Origin of the sequence: Dietzia cinnamea NBRC 102147 (assembly GCF_001571065.1) — a bacterium.
Lineage (GTDB): Bacteria > Actinomycetota > Actinomycetes > Mycobacteriales > Mycobacteriaceae > Dietzia > Dietzia cinnamea.
Window position 1 is genome coordinate 31,742 of record NZ_BCSW01000024.1, and the last position, 16,019, is coordinate 47,760.

15 protein-coding genes and 1 pseudogene are annotated in these 16,019 nt (G+C 72.6%); 3 read left to right on the forward strand and 13 right to left on the reverse strand.

Annotation, left to right across the window (positions count from 1 at the left end; genetic code table 11):
* Positions 1-2: 2 nt before the first annotated feature.
* Positions 3-1,538 (reverse strand): IMP dehydrogenase, encoded by a 1,536-nt coding sequence (gene guaB / locus DCI01S_RS10090; protein WP_061229089.1) that lies wholly within the window; start codon positions 1,536-1,538, stop codon positions 3-5.
* A 113-nt stretch (positions 1,539-1,651) separates the two neighbouring features.
* On the opposite strand from guaB, the gene DCI01S_RS10095 reads away from it, so the two are divergent.
* Positions 1,652-2,074 (forward strand): DUF5319 domain-containing protein, encoded by a 423-nt coding sequence (locus DCI01S_RS10095; RefSeq protein ID WP_043568413.1) that lies wholly within the window; start codon positions 1,652-1,654, stop codon positions 2,072-2,074.
* Between the two features lie 110 nt (positions 2,075-2,184).
* Here DCI01S_RS10095 and DCI01S_RS10100 read toward each other — a convergent pair whose 3' ends face one another.
* From DCI01S_RS10100 to groES, 4 genes and pseudogenes are all read right to left on the reverse strand, one after another.
* Entirely contained in the window at positions 2,185-3,210 is a 1,026-nt protein-coding gene (locus DCI01S_RS10100) for a hypothetical protein (RefSeq protein ID WP_082767739.1), read from the reverse strand.
* Positions 3,207-3,787, reverse strand: a pseudogene (locus DCI01S_RS10105) (sigma-70 family RNA polymerase sigma factor). The gene DCI01S_RS10100 and the pseudogene DCI01S_RS10105 overlap by 4 nt, the downstream one beginning before the upstream one ends.
* Before the next feature lie 273 nt (positions 3,788-4,060).
* Positions 4,061-5,683, reverse strand: coding sequence for a chaperonin GroEL (gene groL / locus DCI01S_RS10110; protein WP_061229091.1), 1,623 nt, complete (start codon positions 5,681-5,683; stop codon positions 4,061-4,063).
* 123 nt (positions 5,684-5,806) lie between these two features.
* The gene (gene groES / locus DCI01S_RS10115) at positions 5,807-6,100 is read right to left on the reverse strand and encodes a co-chaperone GroES (protein WP_182642644.1); all 294 of its coding nucleotides are present in this window, start codon (positions 6,098-6,100) and stop codon (positions 5,807-5,809) included.
* 313 nt (positions 6,101-6,413) lie between these two features.
* On the opposite strand from groES, the gene DCI01S_RS10120 reads away from it, so the two are divergent.
* Together DCI01S_RS10120 and DCI01S_RS10125 are read left to right on the forward strand one after the other, a co-directional pair.
* Positions 6,414-7,229 carry a formate/nitrite transporter family protein gene (locus tag DCI01S_RS10120; protein WP_061229093.1) on the forward strand — a complete coding sequence of 272 codons (816 nt, stop codon included), beginning with the start codon at positions 6,414-6,416 and terminating at the stop codon, positions 7,227-7,229.
* 7 nt (positions 7,230-7,236) lie between these two features.
* Complete coding sequence (locus DCI01S_RS10125; protein WP_061229094.1) at positions 7,237-7,554, forward strand: DUF4190 domain-containing protein; 318 nt, start codon at positions 7,237-7,239, stop codon at positions 7,552-7,554.
* A gap of 50 nt (positions 7,555-7,604) precedes the next feature.
* On the opposite strand, the gene tsaD is transcribed toward DCI01S_RS10125, so the two are convergent.
* The 8 genes from tsaD to glmS form a co-directional block, all read right to left on the reverse strand.
* Positions 7,605-8,642, reverse strand: coding sequence for a tRNA (adenosine(37)-N6)-threonylcarbamoyltransferase complex transferase subunit TsaD (gene tsaD / locus DCI01S_RS10130; protein WP_061229095.1), 1,038 nt, complete (start codon positions 8,640-8,642; stop codon positions 7,605-7,607).
* Positions 8,639-9,202, reverse strand: coding sequence for a ribosomal protein S18-alanine N-acetyltransferase (gene rimI, locus DCI01S_RS10135; protein WP_061229096.1), 564 nt, complete (start codon positions 9,200-9,202; stop codon positions 8,639-8,641). The genes tsaD and rimI overlap by 4 nt, the downstream gene beginning before the upstream one ends.
* Complete coding sequence (tsaB, locus tag DCI01S_RS10140; RefSeq protein WP_061229097.1) at positions 9,199-9,987, reverse strand: tRNA (adenosine(37)-N6)-threonylcarbamoyltransferase complex dimerization subunit type 1 TsaB; 789 nt, start codon at positions 9,985-9,987, stop codon at positions 9,199-9,201. The genes rimI and tsaB overlap by 4 nt, the downstream gene beginning before the upstream one ends.
* 4 nt (positions 9,988-9,991) lie before the next feature.
* A complete protein-coding gene (tsaE, locus tag DCI01S_RS10145; RefSeq protein ID WP_061229109.1) occupies positions 9,992-10,513 on the reverse strand; it encodes a tRNA (adenosine(37)-N6)-threonylcarbamoyltransferase complex ATPase subunit type 1 TsaE in 522 nt (173 codons plus the stop codon).
* Entirely contained in the window at positions 10,510-11,751 is a 1,242-nt protein-coding gene (locus DCI01S_RS10150) for an alpha/beta fold hydrolase (RefSeq protein WP_082767736.1), read from the reverse strand. The genes tsaE and DCI01S_RS10150 overlap by 4 nt, the downstream gene beginning before the upstream one ends.
* On the reverse strand, positions 11,748-12,977 hold the full coding sequence (gene alr, locus DCI01S_RS10155; RefSeq protein ID WP_061229098.1) for an alanine racemase: 1,230 nt from the start codon (positions 12,975-12,977) through the stop codon (positions 11,748-11,750). Before alr ends, DCI01S_RS10150 begins: the two co-directional genes overlap by 4 nt.
* Positions 12,978-12,981: 4 nt before the next feature.
* Positions 12,982-14,535: a bifunctional ADP-dependent NAD(P)H-hydrate dehydratase/NAD(P)H-hydrate epimerase gene (locus DCI01S_RS10160; protein WP_061229099.1), complete on the reverse strand. Its 1,554-nt coding sequence runs from the start codon at positions 14,533-14,535 to the stop codon at positions 12,982-12,984.
* Positions 14,536-14,556: 21 nt separating this feature from the next.
* A partial coding sequence (glmS, locus tag DCI01S_RS10165; RefSeq protein WP_061229110.1) for a glutamine--fructose-6-phosphate transaminase (isomerizing) occupies positions 14,557-16,019 on the reverse strand: 1,463 nt, incomplete at its 5' end.

Below are 16,019 nucleotides of genomic sequence, written 5' to 3' on the forward strand. Positions count from 1 at the left end.
CCTCAGTCCTTGACGTTGTAGTTGGGGGCCTCGATGGTCATCTGGATCGCGTGCGGGTGGCTCTCCCTCAACCCCGCGGCCGTGATCTGGACGAACTGGGCGTCGTTCATCTCCGGGATGGTCGCCGACCCCGTGTAGCCCATGCCCGCGCGGAGACCGCCGGCCAGCTGGTGGAGGACCTGCGCGACGTCGCCCCGGTACGGGACACGCCCCTCGATGCCCTCGGGCACCAGCTTCTCCTCGGAGAGCACGTCGTCCTGGAAGTAGCGGTCCTTGGAGAACGACTTCTCCTGGCCCGGCTTGCCGCGCCCGCGCATCGCTCCCAGCGAGCCCATGCCGCGGTACACCTTGTACTGCTTGCCGTCCACGAAGATCAGCTCGCCCGGGGACTCGGTGCAGCCCGCCAGCAGCGAGCCGAACATGCAGGAGGACGCGCCGGCGGCGATCGCCTTGGCCACGTCCCCGGAGTACTGCATGCCGCCGTCGGCGATCACCGGGACTCCGGCGGCCTTCGCGGCCACGGAGGCCTCGAGGATGGCCGTGATCTGGGGCGCGCCCACGCCCGCGACGACGCGGGTGGTGCAGATGGAGCCGGGACCGATGCCCACCTTGATGGCGTCCGCTCCCGCGTCGATCATCGCCTGGGCGGCACCGCGGGTGGCGAGGTTGCCGCCGATGACCTGGACGCGGTCGCCGAGCTCACGCTTGACGCGGGCGACCATGTCGAGGGCGTTGCGGTTGTGGGCGTGGGCGGTGTCGACGACCAGCGCGTCGACACCGGCGTCGGTGAGGGCGCCGGCGCGCTGCCACGCGTCCTCGCCGGTGCCGATCGCGGCGGCCACCCGGAGGCGTCCGTCGGAGTCCTTGGTGGCGTTCGGGTGCTGCTCGGTCTTGACGAAGTCCTTGACCGTGATGAGGCCGGTCAGACGCCCGTCCCCGTCCACGATCGGCAGCTTCTCGATCTTGTGCCGACGCAGCAGCCCCAGTGCGGCCTCGGCGGTCACACCCTCGCGCGCGACCACGAGGGGCGCACGGGTCATGACCTCGTCTACCCGCCGCGACTTGTCCATCTCGAAGCGCATGTCGCGGTTGGTGATGATGCCCACCAGCTCGCCGCGCTCGTCGGTCACCGGCAGGCCGGAGATGCGGTAGCGGGCGCACATCTCGTCGACCTCGGCCAGGGTGTCGCTCGGGGCACACGTGACCGGGTCGGTGACCATCCCGGCCTCGGACCGCTTGACCGTCTCGACCTGCGCGGCCTGGTCACCCACGGACAGGTTGCGGTGCAGGACACCGATACCGCCCTGCCGGGCCATGGCGATGGCCATGCGCGCCTCGGTGACGGTGTCCATCGCCGAGGAGATCAGGGGTACCCGGAGGGTGATCTCCCGCGTCAGTCGCGTGCTGGTGTCGACCTCGCTGGGGACCACCTCGGACGCGGCCGGGAGGAGGAGAACGTCGTCGAACGTCAGGCCCACCATCGCGACCTTGCTCGGGTCGTCGCCGCCGGTGCGTACTGGGCCTTGCGACTCGCTCATCTGCCGTCCTCCTGGGGGGTCGTCTCGGTGCTGGGTTCGAGGATAGTGGTTACCGGGCCCGCGGCTCGAACCGTCGGCCCCGTGAGACCGTGGTCACGGGTACGGTGGAGGGCGTGAACGATCCCCTACGGCACGGAATGCCGCCCGACCCGTTCGCCGGCGATCCGGATGACCCGGCCGCGGAGCTGGCCGGGCTCGACCCCATCGACGACGGGGTGCCCTCGGGCCCCCTCGACGCCGATGAGCGACGCGCGATCGAGGAGGACCTGGCGGACCTCGCCGAATTCCGTCGACTGCTGGCCCCGATCGGGGTCAAGGGTGTCGCGGTGCAGTGCGAGGACTGTGCGGAGGAGCACTACCACGAGTGGGACATGCTGCGCGCCAACCTCATGCAGTTGCTCGATGACGGTTCGTTGCTGCCCCACGAGCCCGCCTTCGACCCCATCCCCGACGACTACGTCACCTGGGAGTACTGCCGCGGTTACGCGGACGCGGTGCGCGCGATGCGTCCGCGCCGGCTGAACTGGCGTCGCTGACCCGGGTCCCGGACAGAGAGACCGATCCCCGCCTCCCTTGACCGGGAGGCGGGGATCTGTTCGTTCGGCGTGCGACACGGGCAACCACCCGGCCAAGGGGTCGCCGCCGATCAGTTGGTCGGCGGGGTGGACTCCGGCGCCTGCTGGGACGACGTGGGGGGCTGCTGGGTCGGGGTGGGCACCTGGGTGACCGTGGTGCGGGACGGTGACGGCGGCACGCCCAGCTGGTCCTCCCCCACGTCCCCGCTCGGTCGGCCCGTGGTGGGCGCCAGGAAGTCCTGGATCCGCTGGGTGTCGATCGGGATCTGGAGCGTCGTGGAGATGCGCAGACCGTCGAGCGGCAGCGGGATGACCGGCATCCCGGGGGGCGGCGGGGGGATCAGGTTGGACGGCAGCGGCACCGGGACACCCGGAACCAGCGTTGCCGCTCCGGGTGCGGGGGCGGGCGCCGGAGTCGGGGCGGGCGCCGGCGCGGGCGACGGCACGGTGCTCGGTGTCACCCGGCTGAGATCGCGCTTGATGGCGTCCCTGCGCTTCATCAGTTCCACGCGCTCCGAGGCGTCGGAGACCTCGTCGAGCCGCTCGCTCACCTCGTCGAGGAGGCGCTCGGCCTCGCCCCGGTCGCCCTCGCGGGCGGCGAGATCGGCGGCGGAGAGGTACTCGGTGAGATCGTTGACCAGCTCGACGTCACCGGCGCGGTCGGAGAAGATCGTCTTGGACACACCCCACAGCGGATCACCGGGCATCGCACTGTGCGCGGCGACGGACAGGCCACCGACGACCACGGCGGCCACGGCCGCGGCACCGGTCACCGCCTGCCAGAGCGCGGGACGCCTGCCGTGATGGTGGTCGCCGGAGGAGACCCACCCGCGCCGGGGCCGCAGCCGCGACACGTTCGGGGCGAGGGCTACCTCGATCTCCTCGTCACTCGGCAGCGCGGGCAGCTCGGCGGATCCGGTCTCGGCACGCCAGTCGGCGAACAGGGCCAGGAGCGGATCGTCCACATCGGGGCGCTCTCCGCGTCCGAGGGTGTCGAGGAGCTCGTCGTCGCGGTCGACCTCGAGCGGGTCCACCTCGTGCTCGTCGAGCGAGGCGTCGGCATCCCGGGCGCCGGGGTCGACATCGTCGTCGTTCATCGCCATCGCTCCTCTCCGTCCTGTTCGATTCTCGCGCGGAGCTGCTTCATCGCCCGGTGCTGGGCGACGCGCACGGCTCCGGCCGTGCTGTCGACGATCTCCGCCGTCTCCTCCGCGGAGAGCCCGACCACGACTCGCAGTCGGATGATCTCCCGCTGCTTCTCGGGCAGGGTGTCGAGCAGGCGGCTCACCGCTCTCGACACCTCGCCGTCGAGGACGTGGTCCTCCGGCCCCGTGTCGGTCGAGAGCACCTCGGGGAGGTACTCCACGGGATCGGACTTGTTCCGCGCGGCGCCACGATGGGCGTCCGCGACCTTGTGGGCCGCGATCCCGTACACGAAAGCATGAAGGGACGTCCCTGGTCCCGGTATCCCGGCAGAGCCGAGAGCACCGCGATCAGCACCTCCTGGGCGACATCGTCAGCAGACAGGTTGGCCCTCTCCGAACCTCCGACGCGGGAGCGGCAGTACCGCACCACCCCGGGTCGCACGAGCTCCAGCACACGCGCGGCGGCGGCGCGGTCACCCTTGACCGCGTCGGCGACGGCGAGTTCCAACTCGTCTGCTGTACCTGTCATCGGATTAGGGGGCCACGCGTTACACGGATGTGTTACGGGGCACGGCCTTTCTCTCGGGGCGCGACACGGGTCGCGACGGGTCCCACGTCCGGGCCCGGGGGCGGCCGGCGCGGCTCGCGCTCAGAATAGGCGCGTGACCGGAGTGTCGGGGGTGTACTGCTGAGCGCCCAGCGTAACCCTTGCCGCGGGCGCGGGACCACACGACCGGCATGGAACGGCGACGGGCCCCGCTCCCCGCCGGTGCGGGGAACGGGGCCCGTGAGCCGGTCGCGATCAGTGGGAGTGACCGGCGTGCGAGTGCGTGTCGGCGCCCTTCTCCTCGGGCTTCTCGACGATCGCGGTCTCGGTGGTGAGGACCATGCGGGCCACCGAGCACGCGTTGACGACTGCGGAGGACGTGACCTTCACCGGGTCGATGATCCCGGCGGAGACCAGGTTGCCGTACTCGCCCGTCGCGGCGTTGAAACCGTCCCGGGGGCCGAGGTCCGCGACCTTGCTGACGACGACGGAGCCGTCCTCGCCGGCGTTGGCGGCGATCCAGAACAGCGGGGCGGACAGCGCCTTGCGGACCACGGTCACGCCGACCTTCTCGTCGGCGTCGGTGGTGTCCTCGGCGAGCCGCTCGAGCGCGGCGGCCGCCTGGACGAGCACGGAGCCGCCACCGGCGACGATGCCCTCCTCGACGGCGGCCTTGGCCGAGTTGACGGCGTCCTCGACACGGAGCTTGCGCTCGGTCAGCTCGGTCTCGGTGGCCGCGCCGACACGGATCACGGCGACGCCGCCGGCGAGCTTGGCGATCCGCTCCTCGAGCTTCTCGCGGTCCCAGTCGGAGTCGGTGGCCTCGGCCTCGCGGCGCAGCTGCGCCACGCGGGCGTCGACGTCGGCCTGGTCGCCCGCGCCGTCGACGATGATCGTCTCGTCCTTGGACACGGTCACGCGGCGGGCCTGCCCGAGCACCTCCAGTCCGCACTCGGACAGCTTCATGCCCAGGTCAGGGCTCACGACCTGCCCCTTGGTGACGATCGCGAGGTCCTCCTGGAAGGCCTTGCGGCGATCACCGAAGTACGGCGCCTTGATGGCGACGACCTTGAGCGTCTTGCGGATCGAGTTGACCACCAGCGTCGACAGCGCCTCGCCGTCGACGTCCTCGGCGACGATTAGAAGCGGCTTGCCGGTCTCGGCGACCTTCTCCAGCAGCGGGAGCAGGTCCGGCAGGGAGCTGATCTTCTCGCGGTGGAGCAGGACCAGGACGTCCTCGTAGATGGCCTTCTGCTCATCCGGGTCCGTGACGAAGTACGGCGAGAGGAAGCCCTTGTCGAAGGCGATGCCCTCGGTCACGGACACCTCGGTGTGCAGCCCCTGCGACTCCTCGACGGAGACCACGCCGTTGACGCCGACAGCGTCCATGGCCTCGGCGACCATGCGGCCGATCTCGGGGTCACGCGAGGACACGGTCGCGACCTGCGCGACGGCCTCGGAGCCGGAGACGGGCGTCGCGGCCGAGCGGAGGAACTCCACGACGGCGGAGGCGGCCTTCTCGATCCCCTTGCCCATCGCCATCGGGTTGGAGCCGGCCGCGACGTTGCGCAGCCCCTCACGGATGAGGGCCTGGGCGAGCACGGTGGCGGTGGTGGTGCCGTCGCCGGCGACGTCGTTGGTCTTGGTGGCGACGCTCTTGACGAGCTGCGCCCCGAGATTCGCGAACGGCTCGGCCAGCTCGATCTCACGGGCGATGGAGACGCCGTCGTTGGTGACGGTGGGGCCGCCGAACGCCTTGGCGAGCACGACGTGGCGCCCCTTGGGGCCGAGCGTGACCTTGACGGTGTCGGCGAGCTCGTCGACACCGGCGAGCATGCCCTTGCGGGCCTCCTCGTCGAACGCGATCAACTTGGACATTGATGGAACTCCTGGAGGGAAGTGGGTGGTCGGGTCGATACGGTGTCGCGGCGCGAGACACCACCGCCCCGGTGGTGCCTGGCAGTCGCCGGCGCCGCCGGGGCGGGGTTGACGCGGCTCACGTCAGTCGATGACCGCGAGGACGTCACGCGAGGAGAGGATCAGGTATTCCTTGCCCTCGTACTTGATCTCGGTGCCGCCGTACTTCGAGTAGATGACCTTGTCCCCCTTCTTGATGTCCATGGGGATGCGGTCGCCGTCCTCGTCGAAGCGGCCCTTGCCGACCGCGACGACGGTACCCTCCTGGGGCTTCTCCTTGGCGGTGTCCGGGATGACGAGGCCGGACGCCGTGGTGGTCTCGGCCTCGATGGCCTCGACGAGAATCTTGTCCTCAAGCGGCTTGATCGCCACGATGATCCTCCCGTATGGGGTGTGGCCGCCCGGATCCCGGGCGGCTCGGAGTGTGGTTCGAAGATCCGGGACACCGAGGGCGTCCCGTGGTTTCCGTACGACCCGGCCCGCCGCGTGCGCCGTCGCGGGTGACGCCCTCGGTGCACCGTGTCTATTGGCACTCTACACAGGCGAGTGCCAGCACTCAAGGAAACCGCGTGCAGGCTCTTCGCGTTGCGGATCCCCCCGCCGCCGGTAGGCTCGCCCGCACGCACGGACGTCAGCGACCAGAACACCTCTGCCCGATCCGATCACCCATCGAGGACAGCGAGGCCCAGCAATGACTGCAGTAGCCCCTCCCGACATCGTCACCGCCACCGTCGACGCCGGGGAGAAGAAGGCCCACATCCCGGGATGGCAGCTGGCACTGCGGGGCTTCCTCGCCGTCTATCTGCTCGGCGCGGCCACGACGCTGGCCGTCATGGTCACCGACGCGACCGGGGTCGAGATCGTCGGCGCCGTCCTCTTCCCCATCGGCCTCACCCTGGTCGTGCTGCTCGGGTGGGAACTCGTCACCGGCGCCTACGGGCTCGTGCCGCTCGCGGTCATGGAGAAGCGGGTCCGGGTGCGGGACTGTCTGCGGGTCTTCGGCTGGATGATCCTCGGCCACACGATCGGCGGACTCGCCGCCGCCTGGATGATCACCTCCGTGCTCACGGGGATGGGCACGGAGCCGGACGCGACCGGCGCCCAGGCCCTCGCCGACCTCGCGGTGGAGAAGACGATCGCCTACAAGGAGGCGGGCCTGGTCACCGGGCTGAGCTGGGTGACGCTCAGCGCGGTGCTGTGTAACTGGCTGGTGGCGCTGGGCGTGATCATGTCGTTCTCCTCCTCGAGCACCTCGGGCAAGATCCTGGCGATCTGGCTGCCGATCCTCACGTTCTTCGCGCTCGGCTACGAGCACGCGGTGGTCAACCACTTCACGATCCCCGCGGGGATGATGCTCGGGGCGGACGTGAGCGTCGCCGACTGGCTGCTGTGGAACCAGATCCCGGTCCACATCGGGAACTTCATCGGCGGGTTCACGCTCGCCGGGCTCGGCCTGTACTTCGCGCAACGGACCCGCGTCGATCGCACCGAACCGGCCGGGGACTGACCGGCCGGTGTCCGACCCGTATGACCCGGTGCACCCGGCAGGCGGAAACGAGTTGGCTCTCGTAGCCCTCGTCGTCGCCGTGGGCAACGTCGTCTTCGGCTCGTTCCTCGGCCTGTTCGTCCCGCTGGTGCCCGCGGTCATCACCGTGATCGTGGTGATCCTCGGGCACGTGTCGCTCGCGCAGATCAGGCGGCGGGGACAGGAGGGCCGCGCGATGGCGATCTCGGCCCTCGTCATCGGCTACCTCGGCATCGCGTGGATGCTCATGTTCCTCGTCCTCGCGCTCACGTCCGCCGCGATGGGGATGGCGATTCTCGGGTTCTAGCCGCGTCGGCGCCGTGCCGGCGCCGGGCGCCGTGCCGCCCGCCTGCGGAGTCAGGCGACCTGCGTGACCTCGACCGGCAGGCCCGGGTCGGCGGCGACGGTCAGCGGACTGGGCGCGGCGCCCGAGGCGAGCAGGGCGGAGGCGACCCCCACCACCATGGCGCCGTTGTCCGTGCACAGGCGCGGCCGCGGGACACGCAGTGTGAGGCCGGCCTCGGCGCACCGGTGGGCGGCGAGGTCGCGCAGCCGCGAGTTGGCCGCCACGCCGCCGCCGATGAGCAGGGTGTCCACCCCAAGATCGGTGCAGGCCCGCACGGCCTTCATGGTGAGAACGTCGGCGACCGCCTCCTGGAACGACGCCGCGACGTCGGCCACGTCGAGCTGCTCGCCGTCCCGCTCGGCGGTCTCGATCCGCCGGGCCACGGCGGTCTTGAGCCCGGAGAAGGAGAAGTCGTGGCGGGCGTCGCGCGGGCCGGTCATCCCGCGGGGGAACGCGATGGCGCGGGGGTCGCCGGTGGCGGCCAGGCGGTCGATCACCGGTCCGCCCGGGTAACCGAGACCGAGCAGACGGGCGACCTTGTCGTACGCCTCGCCGGCGGCGTCGTCGACGGTCGACCCGAGCTCCGCGACCGGCTCGGTCAGCGAGCGTACGTGCAGCAGCTGGGTGTGGCCGCCGGAGACCAGCAGGGCCACGCACTCCCCCAGCGGCCCGCCGTCGAAGCCCGCGACGGCGACGTGGCCGACCAGATGGTTCACGGCGTAGAACGGCACGCCCCAGGCGGCGGCGTAGGCCTTGGCCGCGGACGAGCCCACGAGCAGTGCTCCGGACAGCCCGGGTCCGATGGTGGTGGCGACGGCGTCGGGTCGCTCCACCCCGGCCTCGGTGAGCGCGGCGCGGACCGTGGGGACGAGCGCCTCGAGGTGGGCGCGGGAGGCGATCTCGGGGACGACGCCGCCGAAGCGGGCGTGCTCGGACATCGACGAGGCGACCACGTCGGACAGCAGCTCGGCCCGCCCGTCGTCGTGGACCCGCGCCACGGCCACGCCCGTCTCGTCGCACGAGCTCTCGATCCCCATGACGGTCCTCATCGGCCGCTCCCCTCTCCCGTGTCGTCGCCACCAGTGTCCGCGCTTCCGCCGCCCGCGCTGCCGGCGACGTCACCGTCCGCGCGCCCGCCGGCCCGCGCCGACCGCACCATGAGATGCGCGTCGGCCATGCTGGGCCGGTAGTACCGGGGCCGCAGGCCGACGACCTCGAACCCGTGGGTCTCGTACAGCGTGCGCGCGGGGACGTTGTCGGTCCGCACGTCCAGGACGACCGGCGCGCCCTCCGCGTCGGCCACCGCGAGCATCCGCCGCAGCAGCGCGCGTCCGATGCCGCGCCCCTGGTACTCCGGGTCGACGCCGATGGTGTGCACCTCGAACTCGCGGTCGCCCTCGGGCCCGAGCCCGGCCAGGACCGCGTAGCCGACCAGCCGCCCGTCGACGCGGGCGGCCAGGCACGTGGTGTGACGCGAGCCGATCTCGGACAGGAACGCCGCCGCCGACCACGGGCCGTCGCCGCGGAACAGGAGCCTCTCCAGGTCGGCGCAGCGCATGGCGTCGTCGGGGACCAGCGCGTCGTGGACGACGTCCGGCGTCCCGGTCATCGCCCCACCCCGCGCAGGGCCGCGGAGGGTTCGGCGCGCCGGGGCGGGATCGCGTCGGGGCGTCGCAGGTAGAGAGGCTCGAGCGGGGCCGGTGCCGCGTCGGTGAGCAAGGCGTCGGCCGCCGCGGTGACGAGTCCGGCCGGATCGGGCGCGTGCACGCCGTCGAGGACACGCGGCAGCGCGTCGCCCGCGCCGTGGTCGCCGCGGACGGCGCCGGGGCCGTGGGTGTCGGCGGGACCGTGGGTGTCGGCGGGACCGCGGGCGTCGGTGACCTCGCGCAGGCGGTCGGGATCCCCGACGAAGTGGGTGGCGCCCGCGACGTCGATGTCGGCGGCGGGCCCCACCGTGGGACCCGACGTCCGCACGCCCTGCGGTGAGTAGCGGGCGTGATACGCCTCGCGGCGACGGGCATCGGTGACGACGACGAGGTCCCCGTCGGCCCCGGCGGCGCGCGCGGTGGCCGCGAGCCCGTCGAGCGAGCACACCCCGTGGACCGGTCTGCCGAGGGCGTCGGCGAACGCGGCGGCGGTGGCCATCCCGACCCGCAGCCCGGTGAACGGACCCGGGCCGGTGCCCACCACCACGGCGTCGAGGCCGTCCGCGGCCAGGCCGGCATCGGCGAGACAGTCGAGAATGTGCGGGGTCAACAGCTCCGCGTGGGCGCGGGCGTCCTCGGTGACGCGGATGGCCAGCGTCTCGACCACAGGGTGGTCGTCACCGGGCACGAGGCGGCACACCCCCGCGGTGACGAAGGGGGTGGAGGTGTCGACGGCGAGGACCAGCACGAGGTCAGGGTACCGCCGGGCCGACCGCGTGGCCGGGCGAGGCGCCCCGGCTCCAGACGGCGGTGCGCACGTCGGTGCCGTCGGGCCGGCGCAGGGTCACCACGAGCGGGGCCTCGACGAGCGAGTCGACGAACCCGGCGCCCCACTCGACCACCACGACGTCGGTGTCGAGGGCCGAGTCCAGGTCGAGGGACTCGAGTTCGTCGGCCAGGTCGCCCGTCGTGGGCCGGGTCCCGTCCGGGTCCTGCCCGCCGAGAAAGCGGTAGGCGTCGACGTGGACGAGCCCCGGGCCGCCGGGCGTCGTGGGCGGGTGGCGGCGCGCGATGACGAAGGTCGGCGAGGTCACGCGGCCCCGCACGCCGAGGCCAGCGGCGATCCCGGTGGTCAGGGCGGTCTTGCCCGCGCCGAGGGGTCCGTCGAGCACCACCACGTCGCCGGCGCGGAGCAGCCCGGCCAGCTCGACGCCCAGCGCGCGCGTGTCCTCGACCGTCGGCAGGTCGCGCTCCCCCGGCACACCGATCGTCACGATGTCCGGCTCCCGTCGGCGCGGCCCGCCCGCTCGAGGCGGCGCCACTCGATGATCGCGTCGGCCACGAGGTCGCCCAACACCTCGGACACGTGCGCGGGCTCCTCGAGCATCACCATGTGCCCGGCGCCCGGGACCACGACGAACTCGGCGTCGGGGAGCTCCTCGACGATGTCGACCGACCGGTCCAGCGGGGTGAGCAGGTCCCGGTCGCCGCTGAGGACCGTCGTGCGGACCTCGCGGAGAACGGGCATGGCGGCCGATTCGTCGTGCCGCGTGAGGGTCTCGAAGAAGTTGGCGATGGTCAGCACGTCGGTCGAGGCGATGAGCTTGTCCACGAACCGGGCGACGGTCGGACTGACCGTGGCGGGGTCCCCGAACGACCCGCCGTAGATGAACGGCGAGATGATCGCCCCGAGCGCGCGCCGGCTGCTCGTGAACACGCCGGGGCTGCGGCCGGCCAGCCCGGCGAGGCGGGCCACGCTCCTGTTGTCGAGCACCGCCCCGAGTCCGGCCTCCGAGAGCTCCGCCATCGCGGTGGAGACCAGCCCGACCCCCAGGACCCGCTCACGGACCGTCTCGGGGTGCCGGGCGGCGAACCCCATCACGGTCATCCCGCCCATGGAGTGGCCGATCACGACGACGGGCCCGGTGGGGGCGGTCGCCGAGATGACGGTGTCGAGGTCCCGGGACAGCTGGTCGATGGTCGCGTTCTTCCGCGAGCCGGCCCCGCTCAGGCCGTGCCCGCGCTGGTCGTAGAAGACCATCCGGATCTCGGAGCCGAACCGGTCGGCCAGGTGCCGGCGCTGGAAATGCCAGGTGTCCATCGACAGGGTGTAGCCGTGGACGAACACGACCGTCATCGGAGCGTCGGTGGGCCCCGCCTCGCGCACCGCGAGCGGGACACCGTCGGTCGCGGCGACCATGGAACCCCGGTCCACCCCGAGTTCCCACATGTCCTCGCCGGCCCACGGGTCGTTGGCGCGTCGGCCGGGCAGCAGCGTGACCACCGAACCCAGGGTGGCGGCGCCGAGCGCGCTCAGGCCGGCGCGCAGGCCACCGGGCGTCCGGATCCGTTCGGCGACCGCCTCCGCGTCGCGCGGCGTGCCTCCGGCCACCTCGGGTGGTCGGATCTCGACCGGTGTCTCGGCGGCCGACCGCTCGGGCCGTCTCGGGAATCGCAGCCGGGGCCCACCGCGCGGGTCGTCGCCGACCTCGTCGTCGTGGTCCTCGCTCATCCCCCGACCCCCCGCCCGGCCCCCGGTGCGGCGTCGTCGCTCCGCGCGACGGCGCGGGTCCCACGCGCGGACGGCGCGGCATGGCTGCCGCGTACCACGTGGTGGCGCGCGGCCCGGCCACGCACCGCGGTGACCACCTCGTAGTGGATGGTGCCCAGGGTCTCGGCCCACTCGGCGGCGGTGGGCCCGCCGTCAGCGCCCGTGCCGAACAACACGGCGGTGTCCCCCACCCGCACCGCCTGTCCGGGGTCGGGTCCGAGGTCGACGACGAACTGGTCCATGCACACGCGGCCGACGTTCGGATAGCGCCGCCCGCCGATCGAGACGTCCAGCCGGCCCGAGAGCAGCCGCCACACTCCGTCGGCGTAGCCCGCCGCGATGAGGGCGACGGTGGTGTCGTGAGGGGCGTGCCACGTGTGCCCGTAGCTCACACCCTGCCCCGCGGCCAGCCTCTTGACCATGAGCACCTCGGCCGAGAACGTCATGGCGGGCACCAGGTCCACCTCGAGTCCCTCGACCGGGTTGAGGCCGTACAGCGCGATGCCCGGGCGGACCATCTCGAACCCGTCCTCGGGGCGGGTGAGCGTCGCGGCCGAGTTGGCGTGGTGGTTGACCGGGCAGTCCAGACCACGGCCCCGCGCCTGGGCCACACACTCGTGGAGCCGCGCCACCTGCAGGTCGATGACCGGGTTACCCGGGTCGTCCGCGTGCGCGAAGTGGGCCATCAGCCCCGTGACCTCGACCAGCCCGCCGGCCGTGGCCGTGACGAGCCGCTCGAGCACGGCCGGCCACTCCTCGAGGGAGATGCCGGACCGCGCGAGGCCCGTGTCGATCTTGGGGGTGACACGGGCACGACGGCCCGTGCGGCGCGCGGCCTCCAGGACGGTGTCCAGGTGGGCCGGGCTGGGGATCGCGAGGTCGATATCCGCCTCGACCGCCGCGCGGACGTCGTCCGAGGCGGAGTAGAGCCACGCGAGGATCTCCGCGTCGATGCCCGCCGATCGCAGCTGCAGGGCCTCGACGATGGTGGTCACCCCCAACGCGTGCGCACCCCCGCGTAGCGCGGCCAGGGAGACGGGGACGGCGCCGTGCCCGTAGGCGTCGGCCTTGACCACGGCCATGACCCGGGCCCCGCGGGCAGACCGGACGAGGACGCGACTGTTGTGCTCGATCGCGTCCAGATCGATCTCGGCGCGGCACGGAGCCGGGGGGACAACTGGACCCATTCTGTCAATTCTGCCAAAAAGCGCCGGCGGGCAGCGATTCCCTCCCCCGCAGCGCCGAGATCGCCCCCGGTATCGCGGCCAGCAGGTCGGATGCACCGATCGGCGCGCCCGGGCCCCCGTGAGCACCGCCCGCGCCCACGGTGTGTCGGTGCGCCGCCCGGCGCGCGGCCTCCCCGTGCACCGTCGCCGCCTCGACCGCCGGCCACGCCGGAGATCCGTACGCCGCCCTGCCGCTCGCGAGCAACGCGCCCACGATCCCGGACAGCACATCGCCCGAACCGGCCGTCGCGGCCCAGGAGGAACCGGAGTCCACCGCGAACGTCGTCTCGCCGTCGTCGACCAGGGTGACACGTCCCTTGAGCAGCACCGTCGCCTCGATCCCACGGTCCCGCAGCCCCGCGACGTACCGGCGCAGCGCGCCGGGGCGGTCGCCGCGGTCCCATCCGCCGGTGAGCCGGTCGAACTCGCCGGCGTGCGGGGTGAGCAGCACCGGCGCGGTGGCGCTCCGCAGCAGGACCGGGTGGGTCGCGACGCAGGTGAGGGCGTCCGCGTCGAGCACCGTCGGCCGCCCCTCCGCGAGGACCGCGTCGATGTCCGCCACCGCGTCCGGCCCCGTCCCTCCGCCGGGCCCCACGATCCACGCCTGGGCGCGGCCCGCGTCGGCGACCGTCGGGTGGCACACCACCTCGGGGCGGGCGGCCAGCACCGCGTCCGCCCCCGCCCCCACGTACCGCACCATCCCGGACGTGGCCGTCACCGCAGCCGACACGCACAGGACCGCCGCACCCGGGTACCGCTCGGACCCGGCGCGCACCGCGACCACGCCCTGCGTGTACTTGTCGTCGTCCGGCCCCGGCACCGGCCAATGGCGCCCCACCTCGGCGGGGCCGGGGCGCCGCACGACGTCCGGGCCGTCCGGCGGTTCGGCCAGGCCGATGTCCACGACCTCGACGCGGCCGCACTCCGGCGAGGCGAGCAGGTGGGCGCGGCGCATGAGGCCGAAGGTGACGGTGAGCGCCGCCCGCACGTGCGGCTCGTGAACGGTGCCCGTGTCGGCGTCGATCCCGCTGGGCAGGTCCACCGCCACCCACGGCACGCCGGCCGCCGTCAAGCCCCGGACGATCGCTCCCGCCGGGTCACGCAGCGGTCCCCTGCCGTTCAGACCCACCACACCGTCGACGGCGACATCGGGGACGGGTACGTGGGAGCCCACGGTCTCCGCGCCGCGCACCCGCCCGCCCGCGCGGCGCAGGGCGGCGAGACCACGTTCGTGCACGCGGTCCGGGCTCAGCAGAACGGCCTCCACGCGGCACCCGCGGCCACGCAGGATCGCGCCCGCGTACAGGGCGTCCCCGCCGTTGTCACCGCTGCCCACCAGCAGCAGCACGGAGCGGCCGTAGACGCCGCCGGTGCGCTCACGCAACAGCGCCGCGGTGTGGTGGGCGACGCCCGCCGCCGCGCGCCGCATCACCGCGTCGGGGTCCCCGGCCGCGGCGGCCGCCTCGATGAGCGGACGTTCCGCGGCGCGGATGACCTCGACGGGATGGGCGCGCCTCATGATCTGACTATCGCGGGCGGGTCACTCCACCGTGACGGACTTGGCGAGATTGCGGGGCTTGTCCACGTCGTACCCGCGCGCGGCGGCGACCTCGGCGGCGAAGGCCTGGTACGGGATGGTGGCCAGCAGCGGCTGGAGCAGAGTGGTCGAGGCCGGGATCGGGATGAAGTAGTCCGAGAGGGGCCGGGCCACCTCGTCGCCCTCCTCGGCGATCACGATGGTCCGCGCGCCGCGGGCCCGGATCTCCTGGATGTTGCTCACCAGCTTGGAGTGGAGGACCCCGCGACCCTCGACCGGCGGCATCACGATGAAGACCGGCATACCCTCTTCGATGAGGGCGATCGGACCGTGCTTGAGCTCCCCTGCCGGGAACCCCTCGGCGTGCATGTACGCCAGCTCCTTGAGCTTGAGCGCGCCCTCCAGTGCCGTCGGGTACCCCACGTGGCGGCCGAGGAACAGCACCGACTTGGAGCCGGCGAGCTCGCGGGCGATCCCCCGGACCGGACCCAGGGAGTCGACGACCTTCTGGATGTCCTCGGGCATGCGTTCGAGCTGACGGAACTCGGCCGCCACCTCGTCCGGGTACTTGGTGCCGCGAGCCTGCGCGAGCGCGAGACCGACCAGGTAGTTGGCCGTGATCTGCGCGAGGTACGCCTTGGTGGAGGCGACACCGATCTCCGGCCCGGCATGCGTGTACAGGACGGCGTCGGCCTCCCGAGGGATCTGCGAACCGTTGGTGTTGCACACCGCCAGGACACGGGCCTTCTGGGCCTTGGCGTGACGGACCGCCTCGAGGGTGTCCGCGGTCTCGCCGGACTGCGAGATGGCCACCACGAGCGTGGAACGGTCCAGGACCGGGTCGCGATAGCGGAACTCCGAGGCGATCTCGACCTCGCATGGGAGCCGGGTCCAGTGCTCGATCGCGTACTTGGCGACCATGCCCGAGTGGTAGGCACTGCCGCAGGCCACGATGAACACCTTGTCGATGTCGCGCAGGTCCTGATCGCTCATCCGCTGCTCGTCCAGCACGATGCGACCGTCCTGGAAGTGACCGAGCAGGGTGTCGGCGACCGCCCCCGGCTGCTCGGCGATCTCCTTGAGCATGAAGTAGTCGTAGCCGCCCTTCTCGGCGGCGGCCAGATCCCAGTCGATGTAGAAGGGACGCCCCTCGGAGGGCTCACCGGCGAAGTCGGTGATCTCGTACGAGTCCGCGCGCAGGACCACGACGTTGTCCTGACCCAGCTCGATGGCGTCACGGGTGTGCTCGATGAACGCCGCGACGTCGGACCCCAGGAACATCTCACCCTCGCCGACACCCAGCACGAGCGGGGTCGAGCGCCGCGCGGCCACGAGGACGTCCGGGTGGGCGGCATGGCTGAAGACCAGAGTGAAGGCGCCCTCGAGGCGACGGAGCACCGTGCGGCACGCGGCCACGAAGTCCCCGCCACTGGCACCCGACTCCATCTCCCGACGCAACAGGTGGG

What these genes read in the sequence shown, in the direction of transcription:
- DCI01S_RS10100 (WP_082767739.1), bottom strand. Translation starts at nt 3,210, where the DNA reads ATGAACGACGACGATGTCGACCCCGGCGCCCGGGATGCCGACGCCTCG.
- rimI (WP_061229096.1), bottom strand. Translation starts at nt 9,202, where the DNA reads ATGACCGGGACGCCGGACGTCGTCCACGACGCGCTGGTCCCCGACGAC.
- groL (WP_061229091.1), bottom strand. Translation starts at nt 5,683, where the DNA reads ATGTCCAAGTTGATCGCGTTCGACGAGGAGGCCCGCAAGGGCATGCTC.
- DCI01S_RS10150 (WP_082767736.1), bottom strand. Translation starts at nt 11,751, where the DNA reads ATGAGCGAGGACCACGACGACGAGGTCGGCGACGACCCGCGCGGTGGG.
- tsaD (WP_061229095.1), bottom strand. Translation starts at nt 8,642, where the DNA reads ATGAGGACCGTCATGGGGATCGAGAGCTCGTGCGACGAGACGGGCGTG.
- guaB (WP_061229089.1), bottom strand. Translation starts at nt 1,538, where the DNA reads ATGAGCGAGTCGCAAGGCCCAGTACGCACCGGCGGCGACGACCCGAGC.
- alr (WP_061229098.1), bottom strand. Translation starts at nt 12,977, where the DNA reads ATGGGTCCAGTTGTCCCCCCGGCTCCGTGCCGCGCCGAGATCGATCTG.
- DCI01S_RS10120 (WP_061229093.1), top strand. Translation starts at nt 6,414, where the DNA reads ATGACTGCAGTAGCCCCTCCCGACATCGTCACCGCCACCGTCGACGCC.
- DCI01S_RS10160 (WP_061229099.1), bottom strand. Translation starts at nt 14,535, where the DNA reads ATGAGGCGCGCCCATCCCGTCGAGGTCATCCGCGCCGCGGAACGTCCG.